This is a genomic window from Arthrobacter sp. Y3223166 (assembly GCF_059090935.1).
Map to the genome: position 1 here is coordinate 1 of NZ_JBNHGE010000026.1, position 17653 is coordinate 17653.

Below are 17653 nucleotides of genomic sequence, written 5' to 3' on the forward strand. Positions count from 1 at the left end.
GCACTCGGGAGGGTGTGGGAGAGTAGGTCGCCGCCGGACATTCTTTGAACACGGGAAGGCCCCGCCAACGATGGCGGGGCCTTCCCGCGTTTAACCACCAACCACCCCACGCCCCGACTAGGCTGGGGCTATGAATTCGTCCCTGTTCTCCCACGCGCAGCAAGAGCCTGAACCCTCCAAGAGCGGTGATCCAATCCACTGCCGCGTCACCGTGCCGCGGGAAAGCCAGGAGGCTTTCAGCGGCTTCACCGATCTCATCCATCTCTGGTGGCCGGTGGACCGCCAAAGTGTGGCGGGCGAGGGCAGCCACGTGGAGTTCGAGGACCATGTCCTGACAGAAACGACGCTGGATGATGAGGTTCATGTCTGGGGCGAGATCCTGGAATGGACACCCGGCAGCCACTTGCGCTGCACCTGGCACCCGGGCACGAGCCCCGCGACGTCGGGGGAAGTCGAGGTCGACTTCGTGGACGTCGGCGATGGCCGCACTGAACTGCGCCTGACCCACTCCGGCTGGGAGAACATGCCCGAGGGCGGGCGCGAGCGGGCCGCCTACGCCCAGGGATGGCCGCAGGTGCTTGGCCGCTACGTCCGGTTCATGGGAGGGACTGCGTGACCAGCAACAGCAACGGAACGACCACCGGAGGCCCCGAAAGCGTGACTGGTTCTTTTCTGGAGGAACTTCAGCGTGCCCTGCCGGCGAAATCGGTCAGCACCGACCCCACGGACTTGGCTGCCTGCGCCACCGACCAAGGCCCGGTCCTCGACCACCAGCTGCCCATCGCCGTTGTCCGCGCGCAGAGTGTGGAGGACGTGCAGGCCGTGATGCGGAGCGCCCACGCTGCGGGAGTGCCCGTGGTGTGCCGCGGGGCGGGCACCGGGGTCTCCGGCGGCGCGCACGCGTCCAGGGGCTGCCTGGTGCTGAGCCTCGCGGCCATGGACCGGATTCTGGAGATCCATCCGGAAGACGAGATCGCGCGCGTGGAGCCGGGCGTGATCAACGCCGACCTGAATGCCGCCGTCGCCGAGTACGGGCTGATGTACGCGCCGGACCCGGCCAGCTACCGCAGCTCGACGATCGGCGGGAACATTGCGACGAACGCCGGCGGGTTGCGCTGCGCCAAGTACGGGGTGACCCGCGAATCCGTGCTGGGGCTTGACGTGGTGCTCGCCGACGGGACGCTGATCCGCACCGGCCACAGGACGTTCAAGGGCGTGGCCGGTTACGACCTGACCGGACTGTTCGTAGGCTCCGAGGGGACCCTGGGCGTGGTGGTCGGCGCGACGCTGCGGCTGCGCTACCTGCCGGCCGCCCTGGAAACGGTGGCGGCGTTCTTCCCCGACGTGGCAACGGCCGCCGCCGGGGTGCTGGCGGTAGGACGGGCGCGCGTGCAGCCGGCGATCATGGAACTGCTGGACGCAAACACCATGGCGCAGCTGGACCGGGAACAGGGGTCCAACCTGCGCAGCCGCGGCGCCGCGCTGCTGCTGATCCAGACCGACGGCCATGCGGCAGAGGTGGAAGCCGGCATCATCCGCGAGGTCCTCACCGGGCTCGGCGCCGAGATCAAGGCGGCGGACACCGCCGAAGCAATCCGGCTGATGGATCTGCGCCGGCACAGCCGCGGCGCCGAGGTGGACGATGACTACCGGGTGGGGGAGGACGTCGCGGTTCCCCGGTCCCAGCTGGTGCACTACATCAACGAACTGCAGAAAATCGCCGAGCGCCACGGCGTCGGACTGAAAGTGGTCGCGCACGCGGGCGACGGCAACCTGCATCCGACGTTCTGGGTCGGGCCCGGGGACGTGGCCAAGGTGGCGGCGCTCAACGAGGCGCTGGACGAGTCCATCGACGTCGGGCTGGCGCTGGGCGGCACGATCACCGGCGAACACGGCATCGGCCAGTTCAAGGTGCGGTGGCTGGGGCGCGAACAGAGCCACGAGGTGCTGGAACTGCAGCGCCGGCTGAAGGATGTGTTCGACCCTCGGGGGTTGCTGAATCCCGGCAAAGCGTTGCCGGCGCGGATCTCCGAGGCCACGTCGGCGTGAGCCGCGGCGGGGGAACGCATGCCGGCCGTCCACGCGCCCGCCAGTAGGCTGGTGGCATGAGGAAAGAGACGCTGTGGGAAGAGATGAAGCGCCGGAACCCGGGCCATTCGGCGTGGTACATCCAGCGCTTCGAGCAGATGCGCGCCGAAGGCGTCGACCTGCACGGTGAGGCCCGGCTGGTGGACGCCATGGTGCCGCGCGGCAGCAGGGTCCTCGACGCCGGCTGCGGGCCGGGCCGGCTGGGCGGCGAACTGGCGCGCCGCGGACACTCGGTGGTCGGCGTCGACATCGATCCCGAGCTGATCGAAGCGGCCCGCAGGGACCATCCGGACTGTACCTGGCTGGTCGGCGACCTGGCGGAGCTGGACCTGCCCGCGCAGGGCGTCGCCGAGCCGTTCGACGTGATCGTCAGCGCCGGCAACGTGCTGACCTTCCTCGCCCCGGGCACGTCGGGCGAGGTGCTGCGCAACCTGGCCGGCCACCTGGCTCCCGCCGGCCGGCTCGTGACCGGGTTCGGCGCCGGCCGCGGCTACGACTTCGACGAGTTCTTCTCCGACGCCGCAGCGGCGGGCCTGACCCCCGACCTGCGGTTGGCCACCTGGGACCTGCGCCCGTTCACCCCGTCGTCGGACTTCCTCGTGGCGATCTTCAGCAAGAGCGGAGGGCAGCCTGCCTGAGCGCTGTCAGCCTTCGTCCGTCGCGGCCGCGTCCAGGGCGGCGGCGGTCCGCGCATCCGGATCGAGCATGATGGCGGCCTCGTCGCGGCGGTGCCGCAGCACGGTGTCGACGTAGGACTGCACGGCCTCCGCCAGCGGCACGTTGCGGTCCTGCGCTTCGGAGATATACCAGCGGTGCTCGAGCACTTGGTGGACCACTTCGGCCGGTTCCAGCTTGCCCGCCAGTTCGCGCGGTATGGCCCGGACAATCGGTTCGAAGACATGACGGACCCAGCTGTGGGCGCTGATCTCCTCGCTCTGCTCCGGCTGGTTGTCCGCCCGGTAGGCATCCAGGTCATTGAGCAGCCGGCGTGCCTGGTTCGCCTGCACGTCGAGGCCCGTGAGCCGCAGCAGCCGGCGCTGGTGGTGCCCGGCGTCCACCACCTTGGGTTGGAGCTGGATGGTGGCCCCGTCTGCGGTGGTCTTGATGGAGAATTCCTCCACGTCGAACCCCAAATCGTTGAGCCGGCGGATGCGGGCGTTGACCCGCCACCGCTCGCCCAGGTCGAATGATTCCTCCGCCGTCAATTCCACCCACAGCTTGCGGTAGCTGTCCATGATCCGCTCGCTGGTGGCCACCGGATCCACTCTTTCCTCGAGCAGGCCGCCCTCGACGAGGTCCATCATCTCGCCGGCGATATTCACCCGCGCGATCTCGAGGTCGTGCTCGCGCTGGCCGTCGGAGAGCCGCTGGTGCAGCTCACCGGTTTCGGCGTCCACCAGGTAGGCCGCGAACGCTCCGGCGTCCCGGCGGAAGAGCGTGTTGGAGAGCGAGACATCGCCCCAGAAAAACCCCACCAGGTGCAGGCGCACTAGGAGCAGTGCCTGCGCGTCGATCAGGCGGGTCAGCGTCTCCCGCCGCAGCGTCTGGGAAAACAGGGCGCGGTACGGCAGCGAGAAACGAAGATGCCGGGTGACCAGCACCGGTTGCAGGGGAGTGCCGTCGGTGCGCAGCCGCCCGGTCATCACGGCCACCGGTTCCACGCAGGGGATGGCCAGCCGCTGCAGCTTGCGCAGCATCTGGTATTCGTGCCGGGCAGCTTCTTCGGCGGTCTCCTTGATCGCCACCACGCCCGCGCCCAGCGGGGCGAACCGCACCACGTGCCGGGACAGCCCGCGGGGCAGCGCGGCCAGGTTTTCCGGCGGCCAGTCTTCCAGCGCAAGATGCCAGGGCAGGTCCAGCAGCCGTTCGTCGGTGGTGGCCGCGGTGATGTTCAGCGACGCTATCGAGGCGGCCCCGCCGGACAGGGCCGCGTCGGCGGTCCCCTGGACGGGACCGCCGGTGCCGGGATGTTGGTCAGCCATGATGACTACATCCTAGGCGCGGGGCCTAGTCGGCTGTCTTGCCGGCTTCGATCGGAGTATTGAGGTCCTCCACCGAGGCGGGCGGCGTGCCGGGGGCATGCTCGCCCAGCCGCAGACCGTTCTCGGTGTCGAACAGGTGCACGTGGCCCTCCTTGGGCCGCACGTAGGTGGTGCTGCCGGCCGGAGGCGGGGTGCGTCCGTCGACGCGGCCGGTGATGTCGTAGCGTTTGCCGTCCAACTCGGTGTGCCCGTAGACGTACGCGTCGGCGCCAAGTTCCTCGACGACGTCCACGAACACCGCGAGCCCCTGTCCGTCCTCTGCGCGCTCCAGGTCCTCCGGCCGGACCCCCAGCGTGACGGTGTTTCCGTGCGCGGCGTCCAACAGGTTGCGCGGCACCGGGTATGTCAGGCCGCCGAACTGGACACCGCCGTCGGTCACCGGCAGTTCCAGCAGGTTCATGGCCGGCGAGCCAATGAAACCGGCCACGAAGACGTTGGCCGGCCGGTCGTAGAGGGCGCGCGGGGTGTCCACCTGCTGCAGGATGCCGTCCTTGAGCACCGCCACGCGGTCGCCCATGGTCATGGCTTCCACCTGGTCGTGGGTGACGTAAACGGTGGTGACGCCCAGCCGGCGGGTCAGGGAGGCGATCTGCGTGCGGGTCTGCACGCGAAGCTTGGCGTCCAGGTTGGACAGCGGTTCATCCATCAGGAAAACCTGCGGATTCCGCACGATCGCCCGGCCCATCGCCACGCGCTGGCGCTGGCCTCCGGAGAGCGCCTTGGGCTTGCGGTCCAGGTACTCCTCCAAATCCAGCAGCTTGGCCGCCTCGCGGACCCGCTCGACGCGTTCTTCCTTGGACACGCCGGCGATCTTCAGGGCGAAACCCATGTTGTCGGCAACGGACATGTGCGGGTACAGCGCGTAGTTCTGGAACACCATGGCGATGTCACGGTCTTTCGGCGGTATGTCGGTGACGTCGCGGTCGCCGATCAGGATCCGTCCCGAGTTCACGTCTTCCAGGCCGGCCAGCATCCGCAGCGAGGTGGACTTGCCGCAGCCCGAGGGGCCGACGAGGACCAGGAACTCGCCGTCGGCGATCTCCAGCTTGAGGCTGTCCACCGCGGGCTTTTCGGTGCCTGGATATAAGCGCGTGGCATTGTCGAACGTTACCGTTGCCATGGTTGTTTTCCCTTCACGGGCAGGTACGTGCCCGACGATCCGTAGTGATGGGTGCGTGTTCAGTTTTCGAGCGGCCGCACGGCGGTGTGAGGCGGCTCACGCCCTCAGTATGCCACGGCTGTCAACGAGCCCCTGGGGTGCGGCGACCGGGGACACGCGCTCCAGGAAAGCTGCCCGGCAGCCGGCAGCCGGTCGCCGCCCTGCCGCGCTAGGCCGGCAGGGCGGCGGCCCGCAGTTCGGCCAGCAGCGCCAGCGCGGCCGCGAACGTCTGGGGAGAGTCCACCCGGTAGGCCGCGGCGGTGTCTCCCGGCCCCACCTTGACCCCGACGTCGGAGCCGCGCAGCACGGCGAAGGCGTGTTCGTCGGTGACGTCGTCGCCGGCGAAGAACACGGCGGTCGCGCCGGTGAACGAGCGCAGCAGCCCGAGGCCCTGGCCCTTGTCGGCGCTGAGCACCGAGGTCTCGAGCACGCGCTTGCCGTCGCTGAGAAAGAGCCCGGGGACCTCCTGGAGCGCGGCGCGGGCGCGCTCGGTGGCCGCCGCCGCCACGGCGTCGTCGGTGGTTCGGGTATGGAGCACGACGCCGGCCGGCTTGGCTTCCAGCCGGGTGCCCGGATGGGCGGCCACTACGTTTTCGACGACGGCGGTGGCTGCCGCCAGCGCCTGCTGCTGCGCTTCGTCCAGCACCAGGGGAGGGCTGTCCGGTCCGGTGAAGACCTCGCCGCCGTGCGAGCCGATGAGCAGGGTCCGGTCGTCCGGGGAGGCGACGGCGCGCAGGCTGGCCAGGGCCCGGCCGGAGATGAAGGCGGTGGACGTCCCCGGCAGCGCCGCCAGCGCGGCCACGGCGGCTGCCGAGGCCGGCAGGGGGCGGGCGTCCTCGGCCCGGGGCACGATCGGCGCCAGCACGCCGTCGAAGTCCAGCGCCACCAGCAGCGTCTCGGTGCCGGCGAGCCGCTCCAGCGCCTCCCGCAGCTCCAGCGGCACCAGATCGCGGGCGCCGGGGTCAGGCGCGGCGGCGTCAGGGGCGCCGACGCCGGGGACACCGGCGTCAGCCCTGCCGGCGCCGGGGCTCACGGGCAGGTGCGGCTGCCTCTCGTCGCGGCGCTCAGTCATCGGCCTGCGGCTGTTGCAGGGCCTTCAGGAACGCGCGCGACCAGTGTTCGACGTCGTTCTGCAGGATCTGCCGGCGCATGGCCCGCATCCGGCGGGTGGCCTCGGCCGGCGGGATGTTGACCGCCCGGATGATGGCGTCCTTGAGCCCGTCGATGTCGTGCGGGTTGACCAGGATGGCCTGCTTGAGCTGGTCCGCGGCGCCGGCGAATTCGCTGAGCACCAGCGCCCCGTCCACCCCCTTGCGGGAGGCTACGTACTCCTTGGCCACCAGGTTCATGCCGTCGCGCAGCGCCGTCACCAGCATCACGTCCGCGGCCAGGTAGAGCGCCACCATTTCCTCCACCGGGTAGCTGTGGTGCAGGTAGCGGATGGCGGTGTTTTCCAGGGTGTCGAACGTGCCGTTGATCCGGCCCACAGAACCTTCGATTTCCTCGCGCAGCAGCCGGTAGGACTCGACGCGCTCGCGGCTGGGCGAGGCCACCTGGATCAGCACGGCGTTCTCCACGTTCAACTTGCCGTCTTCCAGGAGTTCGCCGTAGGCCTTGACCCGGTGCCGGATGCCCTTGGTGTAGTCCAGCCGGTCCACGCCCAGCAAGACGGTGTCGGGGTTGCCCAGCTCCTGCCGGATCTGCTCGGAGCGGGCGATCACGTCCGGCCGGTTGGCCAGCTCGCTGATGTGGGCCACATCGATGGAGATCGGGAAGGCGCCGGCCTTGCAAAGGCGGGCGCCGCCGTCGTTGTTGACCACCTGCACCTGCTGCTGGCGCACATTCAGGCCGCTGAAGCGGCGCACGCAGCGCAGGAAGTTGCTGGTGTCGCTGGGGCGCTGGAAGCCGACCAGGTCGGCCCCGAGCAGGCCCTCGATCACCTGCCGGCGCCACGGCAGCTGGGCGAAGATCTCCAGCGGGGGGAACGGGATGTGGTTGAAGAAACCGATCTTCAGGTCCGGGCGCATCTCCCGCAACAGCTTGGGAACAAGCTGCAGCTGGTAGTCCTGCACCCAGATGGTGGCACCCTCGGCCGCGATCTCCGCGGTTGCTTCGGCGAAGCGCCGGTTGACCGTTTTGTAGCATTCCCACCAGGCGCGGTGGAACTCCGGCGGGGCGATCACGTCATGGTAGAGCGGCCAGAGCGTGGCGTTGGAGAAGCCTTCGTAATACAACTCGACGTCGTCGGCGCTCAAGGTCACCGGGACCAGATGCATGTTGTCGTGGTCGAACGGGTCCACTTTCTCGTCCGGTACCCCCGGCCAGCCCACCCAGGCGCCGTCGGTCTTCGCCATCACCGGGGCCAGCGCCGTGACCAGCCCGCCGGGCGAGCGCCGCCAGAGACCCTGACCGTCGTCCTCGGGCGCTCGGTCCACCGGCAGGCGGTTGGAGACGACGATCAGGTCGTACTCCCCGAACTGAGATCCTTCTGCTTCCTCGCCGTTCATCTCTGCGGAATTCGCCAACTGACCTCTCCTTTGTGTATACCGTCCTGTTCATGACTTTATAAGGAATGGCAACCCGAGGCTTCCCCGGAGCGCGCTGAGGCATCAAACGTGAACGCGGCCACTCGTTCCGCCTGAACATTGAAGTTGCAACTAAACTAGACCTGTAGTGCCCTGCCTGGGCGAAGCAGACCAACAAGACGCGAGGATCCATGGCTACCCAAAACAGCCCTAAGTCGACCAAGGCCGAGCGCACTGCTGCGGCCCGCGAGAAGGCCCGCCAGATACGCGAAGAGCAGCAGAAGCGCGAAAAGCGGAACTCGCTGCTGGTCAAGGGCGGGGTGGTCGTCGCTGTCCTGGTGATCATCGCGGTGATCGCCGGGGTTGTCATCTCCAACCAGCGCGGGCAGGTCGCCGACGTCGGTGCCGCGCCGGCCCACGGCAACGAGTTCGGCGGGTACACCGTCACGCAGGACGGCCTGGCGGCCACCGAGCCCATCCAGGTCGACGTGAACAACATCCCGGAGCCGGCCTCCACCGAGGGCGACACCATCGTGCCGGCGGGCGTTGCTGCCGCGCCCGAGGGCGAACCGGCGAACATCGTGGTGTACGTGGACATGGGTTGCCCGGTCTGCAAGGACTTCGAAGGACAGTACGGCGGGTACCTGACCGACCTCACCTCCTCCGGCGAGGCGACCGTGGAGTACCGGGTGGCGACCTTCCTCGACCGCGTGTCCACCACCAACTACTCGTCCCGGGCAGCCAACGCCGTGGCCTGCGTGGCCGACTCCCACCCCGAGGCCTTTAACGGCTACCTGACCCAGCTCTTCGCGCAGCAGCCGACGGAAGGCGGGGCCGGACTGGACAACGCCACCCTGACGAGCATCGCGGAAAGCGCGGGAGCCACCGACGTCGCCTCCTGCATTGACGACGGCGAATTCCGCCCCTGGACCGCGTTCGTCAACCAGACGTTCAACGAATACCAGGTCGGCGGCACCCCGGCGGTCTTCGTTGACGGCCAGAAGTGGACGAACTCCGGCAACTTCCAGGAGTTCGCCCAGGGCATCATCGACGCCCGCGCCTAAGCCATCCGCCGGGTTGGTCCCGGCCGGCATCCGGGCGGCGGTTGCTGCGGTTTCACGCAGGGCCGCCGCCTGGGCTACCCTTATCTAGCCGGTTTTGTCCGGCACGCTGGCCCTTCGGCCAGCACGCCTCCTTAGCTCAGTTGGCCAGAGCACCTGTCTTGTAAACAGGGGGTCGCCGGTTCGAATCCGGCAGGGGGCTCCACGAACCCCTCTTTGACTAGGCAAAACGTTGGTTGAGAGGGGTTCTTTTATTTGGGGTAGCGAAATCCAAGAATATTCCAAGAATTGACGGCTTCCCAACCGGTCTGGAGCAGGGCGCTTGCAGGGGCGTGGTGAGGTTTCCACCGATCTCGCACGCATGGTTGGAAAGCGGGCAAGAGGCCTGCCGACCGAGTGGAGAAGGACTCCACGAAACCAGCAACAATTCGAGTGGCTTTGCCCCGTCGTCTCTCGATGAGCCCGAGCAGCTCCTGACACGAGCCGAAGTTGCCCTTTGGTAGACAAGGTATTGGGTCAACAGGGCAAATCCACCAGACGCGCTTGTTGCTTCCGATGCTGACGCCTGCGGGGGTAGAGGCAGGTTTTTGGTCGGATGCCACTGCTTTGCCAGCGCGGGCCGCTGCCGCGGTCAGTATCGGACGCACTCCGGCGACACTGTTGGACGCATTGACTTTCTTCCCGGCTGGTAACGGCCAACGGAGCCCGAGACACGCTGCCCTGCAGGCATCCTGATGTACTTGTTGTTCGTAGTGTCCGCGGCGCACCCCAACGACGGATGCGCTCACACATGTCCCCTCGTACAAGCATCGCTCTTGCAATGAATCGATAAATCTGTACGTTGATGTTAGCAGCGCCACTTTCTATCCGTTTGCTGCACAACATTGTTTCTTGGTTATTAAGGGGTAAGCATGAAGAAGAAGACCGCAGTTCTTTCACTCGTCGCCGTTGCCGGGTTCTCCGTTCTGTCTGCTACACCGGCTATGGCCGTGGGCACCGCCTACGACAACTGCAGTGACGCAGCAGCCCAGGGCGTTTACAACATCCCGGCTGGTTCCCCGGGCTACGGAACCCATCTCGATAGTGACCTCGATGGCATCGGCTGCGAAAACAGCAGCGCCGCGCCTGCCCCCGCCGACAATACGCAGCAGGTGACCCAGATGCCCGTCGGCGGCGCTGACACTGGTGTACCGACCGAAAACCCCGCCAATATCAGCGCTCTCGCCCTGACCGGCGGCCTCGTCTTGGCGGCAGTCGGCGGACGAAGCTACCTGGTACGCCGTCGTGCGGCAGCACAGGCCTAACAGCGACCTCAGTCGTAACCACTGACGCATGATTGACTCACTAATCGGCCGCCGCGGAAGCCATCTGGCTACCGCGGCGGCCGCCCTGATTCTCCTGGCCGGCTGCGCCGCGCCCGCACCTGAACCAGCCGCGCAAGCCGCTCCCTTGGGCCAGGCCACGTCGGCAGCTGCCCAGGCGGAAAACCCCGCCGCGGAACCCACGCAGACGACAACTCCCGCTGCTGCTGAGACCAAACAATCGAAGCCAGAATCTTCTGCTGCGCCGTCGCCCGAGGAAGTCCAAGAGCCGGTCCTGCCGGAATCCCCGCCGGTCACAGTGGCCATCCCGTCGCTCGGCGTGCAGTCGCAGCTGCTGCGGCTCGGCCTGCAGGATGATGGCACACTCGAAGTGCCTCCGGGAGATCCCGGTTCGCCTGCTGGCTGGTATATCCATTCCCCCACACCTGGGGAACGCGGGCCGGCGGTGTTCCTCGGCCACGTCAATGCCTACGGCAATGGACCCGGTGTCTTCGCCGGTCTGCGCGCGCTGAAAGGTGGAGACACCATCGAAGTCGCTCGGGAAGACGGCACCACCGCCATCTTTACCGTCGACCGCGCCGAGGCCTACTCCAAGGAAACTTTCCCGACGCAGACTGTGTATGGGAACACGGAAGGGGCCGAGCTTCGCCTCATCACCTGCGACGGATACGATCCTGCGACCGGAGAATTCGACGACAACTACGTGGTCTACGCAAAACTACGCACCTGATCCGCGTGAAAGATGCCGCGGCGCTGGGACTGATTCGCTTGATATGGAATGGGGGTAGACATGAAAGCCAAGCGGGAGACTGATTTCCGCCGGAATCTGATTGATCTGGTTAGGGCGCGCAACCCCGTACTCTTGGTCGAATCGCACGAGGACAGCCGGGTCCTGGAGATAATCCTAAGTGTTGCTCGGGATCCGGCGATCAAGAGACCCCGCAACGTCGCCGCTTTCACGCTGAGCCGCGGCCTGCATGTTCCGGGCGAAACGGGGAAAGCCGTAGCCCCGGTTGATGCTCTGGCTGCTGTAATGAAGATCCCTGACCCGACCATCTTTGTCTTCTACGATCTTCAGCATTTCCTCGGAGGCCAGGGCCGAGGCCCTGAACCCGCTGTCGTGCGTGGCTTGCAGGACGTAGCCCGGGAGTTCCGAACAGGGCAGGTCCCTCATACTTTGGTGATCGTTGCGCCAAGCCTGACTCTGCCGGTCGAACTGGAAAAGGAGGTGTCTGTCGTCGACCTTCCCCTGCCCGGCAGAGTCGAAATTGCGTCTGTGCTGGATGACATCATCAGCGCTAACGCGTCGCAGATTGAAGTCGATCTATCCGAGGACGACCGGCAGCGGCTGCTGCAAGCCGCGCAAGGACTGACACTCAGGGAAGCCGAGAATGCATTCGCCCGTGCCATTGCTTCTGATCGGCGCCTTGATGCCGCAGACATTGAAATGGTCCTCGAGGAGAAGCGACAAACCATCAAGAAGTCCGGCCTGTTGGAGTTCATCGATGACGTAGGCTCCATCGACGACATCGGCGGGCTGGAAAACCTAAAGACCTGGCTGAACAAGCGCAACGGGTCCTGGCTGCCGAGCGCACAGGAGTGGTCGATCCCGGCTCCAAAAGGCGTACTGATCACCGGTGTGCCTGGATGCGGGAAGAGCCTGACAGCAAAGTGCATGTCCTCCCTATGGGGGCTGCCCCTACTAAGGATGGATGTGGGGCGCGTCTTTTCCGGCCTCGTGGGTTCCAGCGAGCAGAACATGCGCGCCTCGCTAAGACTGGCGGAGGCGGTCGCTCCTTCGATTCTATGGATCGATGAGATCGAGAAAGGATTCGGGGCGGCCAGCGGGGGCGACTCAGGTACCAGCCAGCGGGTCTTCGGTACCTTCCTGACCTGGCTGCAGGAGAAATCACAGCCGGTGTTTGTTATCGCGACGGCGAACAAAATCGACGGTCTTCCCCCGGAACTGCTGCGCAAGGGACGATTCGACGAGATTTTCTTCGTGGACCTCCCGACAACGGCGGAACTTAAGGTCATCTGGAAGATTCAACTGCAGCAACGGCTAACCCCAGGCTCGAAGGCATCCGGGGAAATCGCGGTCAGTAACGCACTGCTCGAGCGGCTTGCAGAGGAGAGCAACGGCTTTTCAGGTGCCGAGGTCGCGGAGGCCGTGGTCAGCGCCTGCTTCGACGCTTATTCGGAACGGCGGGCGCTGCGCGATACCGACCTTATCCGCACGATCAAAAACACCGTGCCGCTCTCGACCACCCAGTCGGAGCAAATCAGAGCCATTCGCCATTGGGCCTCCCAACGGGCAGTTGCCGCCACCTCCGCCCAAGACCAGTCCGAGTATGACGTCCCGGTTTCTGCCGACACCGGCGACGTCGCGTCCTGGCGCGGCGGCCGCCGCATAGATTTCTAGGAGTCAACCATGAGTCTCGAAGTGCTGCTGATTCCGGCAGGGATCGCCGTGATAGCCGCCCTGAAGGAAGCCCGCAGTTCGGATCTGTGCGAAAAGTGCAAAACGACCCGCATCACCGACCAACCACTGCTCATCGAGGCCCTCACGGCCATCGGAGCGGCGGACATGAAGGTTCACGAGGGACGTGTTACCGGACTTAGCCCATTGGGACCATTTACGTTCCAGCGCATCGGCGATGTGTTTCTCGGTCGTGTGGACAAAAACGAGTCACAAACGGATGCGCTGCTCTCCCAGCTGGACCAGGCTGTCGGTGCGATCCTACAGCACCGCACGGTCGAAAACGTGCGGGCCCAGGCCGCAGCCATGGGAATGAGGCTCATTACCCAGCAGGCAGCCGACGGCAACGTTGAACTCGTGTTCGAGGAGGCGCCGTGACCAAGCGCATTACAGTCATTGTCGATCCGAACGGGATGATTACTGTCACCGCGAGCGGTCAGCCCGGACCGAAATGTCTGGATGAAATGGCGACCATCAAGTCGCTGATACCGGGTGCGACGACTGTCGATTCACGTCTGACGCCGGAGTTCCACCAGAGTGCCACGGAAACCGTTTCCCAGGCACAGGGGCATAGAGAATATATGGAGAAACTGGAATGACCCCAGAAGAAAAGCTGTGTTCCCGGAAGTGGCGGCTGCTCAACAGTGCCGGAGTGCTATGGAGCATCCTCTCCTTCGGGTTGCTTACCTGCGTCAACTTCCTTGTCCGGGGGATCAAGTCCAAGAACCGTCGCTGGATCATCTACGGGATAGGTTTTGCAGTCCTGTCGGTCGTTCTGCTCATCTGGAGCTCTAACGTCAACAGCGGCACTAAAGAAGCACCTGTCTCGACCCCCGGGTCCACCGCGTGGGGGTGGGTCTGGTTCCTGAGCTGGGTCGGCGGCATCGTCCTGTCCGTGATGACCAACCGCAAGTGGCTCATGTGGAAGGCCCACCATGGGAACAACAAGTGGTACGCGCAGCCAGCCACAGCGTATGGAATGCACCAAGCGCGTCCCGGCATGCAGCCAGGACAGCAGCAGGTTCCGCCTGCATGGCCCTATCAGGCGCAGGGGCAACAGCACCAAGGCCAGCCGTATCCTCCTCAAGCGCATCCTTTCCAACAACCGCGATACATGGGGCCGACCCAGCCACATGCACAGATGAGCGGCCAAAGCTACGCAGCGGGAAGCGAACCAGGATCGGGACATTCCCCGTTGCAGGCCCAGCAGAGCCAACGGCCCGTAAACGTCAATGGGGCGAGAGCTGAGGATTTCACCGCGATTGGAATGGACCAAGCCACCGCCGAGAAAATCGTTGACACCCGCTACTACCTTGGTGGCTACAGATCCTTCGAGCACATGCTTGCAGCAACGGGAGTTGCGCCCCACATCCTCATACCCCTCCGTGGGTCACTGAGTTTTGAAGCTCCACGGGATGGACAGTCAACATCGGCCCCCGACGCTCCAAAGCGTGACGCCGGTGGCCGGACCTTGGACCTATGATGCCCAACCACCCGCGGGTCGCCAGCGTGGTTCACGCCACGACGGCCGAAGGACCAGGCCTGCGGACGGCAATTTGGGTACAAGGGTGCAGCATCCGCTGTCGCGGGTGCATCAACCCCCATCTCTTTAGTCTGACGGGCGGGGAAATCATGTCACCGGAACAAATCATTCGGGATTCCCTCGCTGCAGGGGTCGAGGGGCTGACGCTGCTGGGCGGCGAGCCCTTCGACCAGGCTCGCCCTTTGGGGGGTCTGGCATCCCTGGCGCAGAAACGCGGACTAGGCATCATCACCTTCACCGGCTACGAGTTCAATGACCTGGCATCCCGTGGCCACGATGCGCAGTCCTTGCTGGCCAGCACAGATCTACTGGTCGACGGACCCTACCGGGCAGACATGCTCGAACAGAAGAGGGCGCTAGTTGGCTCCACTAACCAGCGCTTCATCCATCTGACCGACCGATATGCCGATTACGATCCCAAAACACATCGGAACCGCGTCCACGTGCGGATTGCCTATGACGGCACAGCCGCCATAGCTGGGTTCCTAGATTCTGCAGCCCTGAAGTCTCTTATGGAGACAACGGGGATGAAACGCGCACGACGAGTCCAATCCGGACGACCGGGCCGTTAGTGCACAGTCAGCGCTGCGTCCGTGCATCGTAAGGCTGGCACCGTTCCTAAGTCTCCGAAAGCTTCGAGAGAGATAGGTGCAGATGAGAACAACTGACTGCCAGAGTCTGTTGTTCATCTCATACCCATTGTCTGGGAGCTACATATGCGCCGTTGTCGGCGTTGAGGTCGGCTCGCCACGGGAGTTGTAGCAGCAGGTTGCCGCTAGATAGGGCACCCCAGCACCCAGTGGACCGAGGCGTGGCCCGCGCCGGCCCGTCAGCAGATTGGTATAGCCTTCTTCTCAGCTTGACCTTCCCGACAGAATGGACCAGTCGTGCAGATTGAACGACTTCTCGCACAAGCCGCGGATCAGAGGACCGGCAGGCTCGCCCTGGGACTATCTCTCCTTGGCCTAGCACTATTCCTGGCCGGCCTGCTGTTGCCGACAATCTGGGTGCTCATGTGGGCGTCGTTGCTGCCGTTGCTGGCAGGCCTCATCGCCGGCCTCGTGGCGCTCTCGAAGAATGCGGGCAGGAAGCCCGGAGTCTGGGCGATCGTCATCGCCATGCTGCCCATCCTCGCCGCAGCCGTCTTTGGTGCGCTGGTGTGGATGGCGCTCCACAGCGTTTCCTTCCTTTAGCAGAGAAGCCCCGCACACCGAGTGCGAGGCTTCTCTATGCAGCAGAAGAAATCGGCCGGTAAATCTCATAGGCTCCAGCGGATCACCACCCCTGCCAACGGGGCTGTCCCTAGGCTGCCTTGACGGCTTTCACCTCGGGGCAGGGCCATTCAACGAGCCGGACGAAGTTGCCCTCCTCGTCGTAGCAGCAGTCCTCGCAGATCACCGGTGCGGGCAGTTCGTCGCAGGCGTCGCAGCGGCCGCACGAGTTGGGATCCATGAAGTCGATGCCGATGCCGCGGGAATGTGTCGTGGCCATCTCGTCCTCCTTCTCTCCATCTGAGGTTGCTGCCAACCTAACACCGGCCTCTGACAGGATCGGAGATTTCCAGCGGCGTTGCCGGGACCGGCACGGATTCGGGTACACAGGCCGCAAGGAGCGGATCATCATATGGCACGGGCTGAGGCTGAGGGCTGAGGGGCAAGGGACCAAGGATGTGAGGGGTCAGGAAAGGCGCCACGGTGACCATCCGCCGTCGCCGGATTGGCTCTAAATTGGGGCGGCGCGAGGCTCTGCCGTCACCGATCCCCGGGCCAGCACCTCAACCCATTGTGTGCCCGCCAATCGGCGCCTACCCTAAGAGCCAAGGGTAGGAGTTGGCCATGGAAGTCACCCTTTTCGTTATCGACCTCGTGCTCGCCTTTGCCCCTTTTATGGTGCTGGTGCTTGTGCCGAATCGACGGGAAGGCCGACCCGTTGCGCCGCACCGCCGCTCCCCATCCGGCTTGGCAGCTGCCCGCCGGGCCAGGAAGAAGGTAGTCCCGGAAGGGGCCGGGAATCCTCTCCTGCCAGCGCCGGCGGGTGTCGGTGGAGTAACCGCGGCGACAGTGCGGCTGCGGCCCGCCCGGCGGCTGACCCGGCCGAGGTTCCGTCGCGGCCCAGGACGTCACACCAGGGGACCGCGATAAACGGGAGCATGGAACCGGCGGGTTGAAGCAGCTTCCATGGTGCTCACGGTTGTTTGCCCCCTGCCCGCTCCGGAGCCTTTGAACCGCGGAACCGATCCTTGTCTGCGGCTTGTTCCCCACCGCGAAGACTATTGATCGATCAGTGATTTCCCTCCGCTCTGCTCCGCCTTCATATGCCTGCCGCTACGGCGTGTCCATCCGGGCGCGATGAGGCGTCTGCCGTAGACATGAATGGACATGGAGAAGAAGAAACCCCTCGCACTTGCCTGCTTGGCGCTGGCCGTCCTGCTGTCCGGCTGCACCTCGCCCGCCGAAGCGGACCAGCCCCTGGTCGCCCCCACCATCGAGGTGACCGACAGCCCCGAACCGACCCGGGTTCCCGAAACCCCGGAACCGACCGAGAAGACGGAGGAGCCCAAGGCCCCGCCGGCGCAGGAACCGGAGGAGGAGCCTGCCGGCACCGCCCTGGAACAACTGGAAAGCATCGCGATCAAGGGCCGCGCCCCAAAGACCGGATACTCGCGCGACCAGTTCGGTGACGGCTGGCTGGATCCGGACCGTAACGGCTGCGACGCGCGCAATGACATCCTTCAGCGCGATCTGGACTACGCGGTCCTCAAGGCCGGCGGCTGTGTGGTCACCTCAGGGGTGCTGACCGATCCCTTCACCGCCACGACCATCGACTTCGTCCGCGGCAACAAGACCAGCACCGCCGTCCAGATCGACCACGTTGTCGCCCTCTCGGACGCCTGGCAGAAGGGTGCCCAGCGGCTGGCCAAGAACCAGCGCGAAGTCTTCGCCAACGACCCGCTGAATCTGCTGGCGGTGGACGGACCCACCAACGGCTCCAAGTCCGACGGCGACGCTGCGACCTGGCTGCCGCCGAACAAGGCGTTCCGCTGCGAGTACGTGGCCCTGCAGACCGCCGTCAAAGCCAAGTACGGACTCTGGATGACCCAGGCCGAGCACGACGCCATCAAGAACATCCTCTCCACGTCCTGCCCGGACCAACCGGTCCCGGCCGACGGGGGAGTGGACGAGCCAGTGGCAGCCGCGCCGGCGGCACCCAAGCCCGCTCCAGCCCCAAACCAACAGCCTGCACCGGCGCCTGTCCAGGAGGCGCCAGCCGGCGGGAACGTGTTCTACAAGAACTGCACCGCCGTGAAGGAAGCCGGCGCGGCCCCGATCCGGGCGGGCGACCCCGGCTGGGACACCAAATTCGACCGCGACGGCGACGGCGTCGGCTGCGAGAGCTGACGAAAGCAGACCAGCGCGGCTGAATCGCCCGAGACA

The 17653-nt window shown here is 65.6% G+C and carries 18 protein-coding genes and 1 tRNA gene; 14 read left to right on the forward strand and 5 right to left on the reverse strand.

Going from position 1 to position 17653, the window contains the following annotated elements:
• Positions 1–130 precede the first annotated feature (130 nt).
• From AC5RUH_RS11790 to AC5RUH_RS11800, 3 genes are read left to right on the forward strand one after another with little or no spacing between them, the layout of a single operon-like run.
• Positions 131–616: an SRPBCC domain-containing protein gene (locus AC5RUH_RS11790; RefSeq protein ID WP_494128662.1), complete on the forward strand. Its 486-nt coding sequence runs from the start codon at positions 131–133 to the stop codon at positions 614–616.
• A gap of 41 nt (positions 617–657) precedes the next feature.
• On the forward strand, positions 658–2049 hold the full coding sequence (locus tag AC5RUH_RS11795; RefSeq protein ID WP_494128663.1) for an FAD-binding oxidoreductase: 1392 nt from the start codon (positions 658–660) through the stop codon (positions 2047–2049).
• Between the two features lie 56 nt (positions 2050–2105).
• Positions 2106–2726 (forward strand): class I SAM-dependent methyltransferase, encoded by a 621-nt coding sequence (locus AC5RUH_RS11800; RefSeq protein WP_494128664.1) that lies wholly within the window; start codon positions 2106–2108, stop codon positions 2724–2726.
• Between the two features lie 6 nt (positions 2727–2732).
• Here the strand turns inward: AC5RUH_RS11800 and AC5RUH_RS11805 are convergent, their stop codons facing one another.
• From AC5RUH_RS11805 to otsA, 4 genes are all read right to left on the reverse strand, one after another.
• Positions 2733–4070 (reverse strand): DUF4032 domain-containing protein, encoded by a 1338-nt coding sequence (locus AC5RUH_RS11805; RefSeq protein WP_494128665.1) that lies wholly within the window; start codon positions 4068–4070, stop codon positions 2733–2735.
• A gap of 25 nt (positions 4071–4095) precedes the next feature.
• A complete protein-coding gene (locus AC5RUH_RS11810; protein ID WP_493979431.1) occupies positions 4096–5250 on the reverse strand; it encodes an ABC transporter ATP-binding protein in 1155 nt (384 codons plus the stop codon).
• A 208-nt stretch (positions 5251–5458) separates the two neighbouring features.
• Positions 5459–6361, reverse strand: coding sequence for a trehalose-phosphatase (gene otsB / locus AC5RUH_RS11815; RefSeq protein ID WP_494128666.1), 903 nt, complete (start codon positions 6359–6361; stop codon positions 5459–5461).
• Positions 6354–7796: an alpha,alpha-trehalose-phosphate synthase (UDP-forming) gene (gene otsA / locus AC5RUH_RS11820; RefSeq protein WP_494128686.1), complete on the reverse strand. Its 1443-nt coding sequence runs from the start codon at positions 7794–7796 to the stop codon at positions 6354–6356. Before otsA ends, otsB begins: the two co-directional genes overlap by 8 nt.
• 209 nt (positions 7797–8005) lie before the next feature.
• On the opposite strand from otsA, the gene AC5RUH_RS11825 reads away from it, so the two are divergent.
• The 10 genes from AC5RUH_RS11825 (at position 8006) to AC5RUH_RS11870 (ending at position 15412) form a co-directional block, all read left to right on the forward strand.
• Complete coding sequence (locus tag AC5RUH_RS11825) at positions 8006–8878, forward strand: DsbA family protein (protein ID WP_494014712.1); 873 nt, start codon at positions 8006–8008, stop codon at positions 8876–8878.
• A gap of 125 nt (positions 8879–9003) precedes the next feature.
• Positions 9004–9080 (forward strand) — tRNA-Thr (locus tag AC5RUH_RS11830).
• 706 nt (positions 9081–9786) lie between these two features.
• Positions 9787–10179 carry an excalibur calcium-binding domain-containing protein gene (locus AC5RUH_RS11835; RefSeq protein ID WP_494026321.1) on the forward strand — a complete coding sequence of 131 codons (393 nt, stop codon included), beginning with the start codon at positions 9787–9789 and terminating at the stop codon, positions 10177–10179.
• Positions 10180–10207: 28 nt separating this feature from the next.
• Positions 10208–10927: a class F sortase gene (locus tag AC5RUH_RS11840; protein WP_494128667.1), complete on the forward strand. Its 720-nt coding sequence runs from the start codon at positions 10208–10210 to the stop codon at positions 10925–10927.
• Between the two features lie 60 nt (positions 10928–10987).
• Positions 10988–12619 carry an AAA family ATPase gene (locus tag AC5RUH_RS11845; RefSeq protein ID WP_494128668.1) on the forward strand — a complete coding sequence of 544 codons (1632 nt, stop codon included), beginning with the start codon at positions 10988–10990 and terminating at the stop codon, positions 12617–12619.
• Positions 12620–12628: 9 nt separating this feature from the next.
• The gene (locus AC5RUH_RS11850; protein WP_494026318.1) at positions 12629–13054 is read left to right on the forward strand and encodes a hypothetical protein; all 426 of its coding nucleotides are present in this window, start codon (positions 12629–12631) and stop codon (positions 13052–13054) included.
• Complete coding sequence (locus tag AC5RUH_RS11855) at positions 13051–13275, forward strand: DUF2997 domain-containing protein (protein WP_494128669.1); 225 nt, start codon at positions 13051–13053, stop codon at positions 13273–13275. The genes AC5RUH_RS11850 and AC5RUH_RS11855 overlap by 4 nt, the downstream gene beginning before the upstream one ends.
• Positions 13272–14159, forward strand: a complete 888-nt coding sequence (locus AC5RUH_RS11860; protein ID WP_494128670.1) for a ComEA family DNA-binding protein — start codon at positions 13272–13274, stop codon at positions 14157–14159. Before AC5RUH_RS11855 ends, AC5RUH_RS11860 begins: the two co-directional genes overlap by 4 nt.
• Positions 14159–14791, forward strand: coding sequence for a 4Fe-4S single cluster domain-containing protein (locus AC5RUH_RS11865; RefSeq protein WP_494128671.1), 633 nt, complete (start codon positions 14159–14161; stop codon positions 14789–14791). The genes AC5RUH_RS11860 and AC5RUH_RS11865 overlap by 1 nt, the downstream gene beginning before the upstream one ends.
• A 315-nt stretch (positions 14792–15106) precedes the next feature.
• A complete protein-coding gene (locus AC5RUH_RS11870) occupies positions 15107–15412 on the forward strand; it encodes a hypothetical protein (protein WP_494128672.1) in 306 nt (101 codons plus the stop codon).
• Positions 15413–15521: 109 nt separating this feature from the next.
• On the opposite strand, the gene AC5RUH_RS11875 is transcribed toward AC5RUH_RS11870, so the two are convergent.
• The gene (locus AC5RUH_RS11875) at positions 15522–15710 is read right to left on the reverse strand and encodes a hypothetical protein (protein WP_494014709.1); all 189 of its coding nucleotides are present in this window, start codon (positions 15708–15710) and stop codon (positions 15522–15524) included.
• A gap of 887 nt (positions 15711–16597) precedes the next feature.
• Between AC5RUH_RS11875 and AC5RUH_RS11880 the strand changes: the two genes are divergently transcribed.
• Complete coding sequence (locus AC5RUH_RS11880) at positions 16598–17617, forward strand: GmrSD restriction endonuclease domain-containing protein (protein WP_494128673.1); 1020 nt, start codon at positions 16598–16600, stop codon at positions 17615–17617.
• The last annotated feature ends 36 nt before the right edge of the window (positions 17618–17653 follow it).